Annotated in this window: 3 protein-coding genes; all 3 read right to left on the bottom strand. The window is 73.7% G+C overall.

The annotated features are described in order from the left end of the window. Positions 1 to 102: 102 nt before the first annotated feature. The gene (locus FNQ90_RS20870) at positions 103 to 462 is read right to left on the bottom strand and encodes a hypothetical protein (protein WP_143623044.1); all 360 of its coding nucleotides are present in this window, start codon (positions 460 to 462) and stop codon (positions 103 to 105) included. Between the two features lie 14 nt (positions 463 to 476). Continuing rightward, entirely contained in the window at positions 477 to 1,379 is a 903-nt protein-coding gene (locus tag FNQ90_RS20875; protein WP_182607765.1) for a metallophosphoesterase family protein, read from the bottom strand. A 107-nt stretch (positions 1,380 to 1,486) separates the two neighbouring features. Continuing rightward, the coding region (locus FNQ90_RS28220; RefSeq protein WP_182607766.1) for a cellulose binding domain-containing protein at positions 1,487 to 2,074 on the bottom strand (588 nt) is incomplete at its 5' end.

Below are 2,074 nucleotides of genomic sequence, written 5' to 3' on the forward strand. Positions count from 1 at the left end.
TCCCGGCCCGGGCGGCGGGAGGGGCCGCCCGCGGGGGCCGGAGGTCGTGAACGGATCCGGTGGGCGGCGGGACGGGAGGACGCCCGCCGCCCGCCGGTGGGCTCAGGAGTCGGTGTAGCCGACATCCCCCAGGGTCCAGGCACCCACGTCCGCGATGGCGATGCGGTACATGCCACCCGTGGTGGGGATGCCGTAACCGCCCTGGAGGATGCGGGCGACATGGAAGTGCAGGTGTTCGGGTTCCTTCGGCACTTCGACCGGTGGATCCAGCACCGGGGAGAAGGCACCGAGGCGATCGGAGTCCCGCAGGACCTCGGCGACTCTTCGCCGCCACACCGCCTCGGGGGCCAGCCGCCCCGTGATGACGGCGCCCTGCACGACGACCGTCAGCGCCATCTGGTTGCTCTGCTCCGCCTCCACGGCGGCTGCGATGTCCACGAGAAGACCATCGGGCTTCGACACGGTCACCGACTCTACTACTCCCTCGCCGTCCGGGCCCTCCGGTCGGGCCGACCGGTGTCCGGGGTCACCGTGGCCACGGGGGCCAGGGGCACCTCCACCGGCAGCCGGGGCGGCCTCGGACGCGGTCCCCACTCGCGCGGGTAGCCCAGTGAGACCTCGATGTGCGGCACGCCGTCGGCGTGGATGAGCCGCGGGATGTGCAGGTGGCCGTAGACCACGGCACGGGCGCGGAAGCGGCGCGCCCAGTCGGCGGTCGCGTCGGTGCCGCACCACAGCGCGAACTCGGGGTACCGCAGGATGCGCACCGGCTCGCGGATCAGCGGGAAGTGGTTGACCAGCACGGTGGGCAGGTCGTCCGGGAGTTCCGCCAGACGACGCTCGGTGTACGCCACGCGCTCGGCGCACCAGGCGTCGCGCCCGGGGTGGGGGTCGGGGTGGAGGAGCGCCTCGTCGGTGCCCATGATCCCGGCCTCCCGGGCGATCTCCAGGGCGTGGTCCCGATCGCGGGCGCCGGCGGGGCGCCAGGTGTAGTCGTAGAGCACGAAGAGGGGGGCGACGGCCACCGGTCCGTCCCCGCTCTCCCACACCGGGTAGGGATCCTCGGGGGTGTGGACGCCCAACTCGCGGCAGAGCGTGACGAGTCGTCGGTAGCGCTCCTCGCCGCGCGAGGTGTCGGGGTCGTCCCCGGGCGTCCACAGCTCGTGGTTGCCCGGGGCCCAGACGACCGTTCGGAAGCGGTCGGCGAGCAGGCGCAGGGTTCGGGCGACGTCCTCGTGGTACTCGCCGATGTCGCCGGCGACCAGGAGCCAGTCATCGGGCCGTTCGGGGCGCAGGGCCTCGGCGAGGGCGCGGTTCTCGGGGTGCCGGACGTGCAGGTCGGCGACGGCCGTCAGGCGACCGGAACGCGGGCGCGGCATGAGGGGGAGTGTACGCAGGGTGTGGTGGGTGGGGGAAGCCCGGCGTGGTGGGTGGAAGGCGGGTCCACCGGTCCGCAGCCCGGTGGACCCGCCCGTTCCGGGTCGGCTCAGTTGACGGTGCAGGGCGAGCCGTTGAGGGTGAAGGAGGTCGGTGTCGGGTTGCTGCCGCTCCAGTCGGCGAGGAAGCCGACGGAGGTCGAGGCGTTCGGTGCCAGGGTGGCGGCCCAGGAGGGCGCGGTGACGGTCACGGCGTTGCCGCTCTGGGAGCCCTGACCGCCCCACAGGCTGGTGAGGGTCTGGCCGCCGGTGAAGGTCCAGCCCAGGTTCCAGTTCGTGACCGGGGAGGAGCCGGTGTTGGTGACCACGACCTCGCCCTGGAAGCCGCCGGGCCAGGAGCCGGCCACCCGGTAGTCCACGGCGCAGGTCGCGCCGCCCTGGCCGCCGGAGGTGGTGACGGCGACGGTGCCCGAGAGCGGGGAGAGGTTGCCGGCCGCGTCGCGGGCCCGGACGGCGAAGGTGTACGCGGTGTTCGGGCTCAGGCCGGAGACGGTGACCGAGGTGGAGGTCGAGGAGGCGACCACGGTCTGCTGCCCGCCGGAGACACGCACCACGTCGTAGCCGGTGACGCCGACGTTGTCGGTCGCGGCGGTCCAGTTGAGGGTGACGGAGGTGGAGGTCACGCCGGAGGCGGTGGG

The sequence above is a fragment of the Streptomyces alkaliphilus genome (assembly GCF_014141535.1).
Lineage (GTDB): Bacteria > Actinomycetota > Actinomycetes > Streptomycetales > Streptomycetaceae > Streptomyces > Streptomyces alkaliphilus.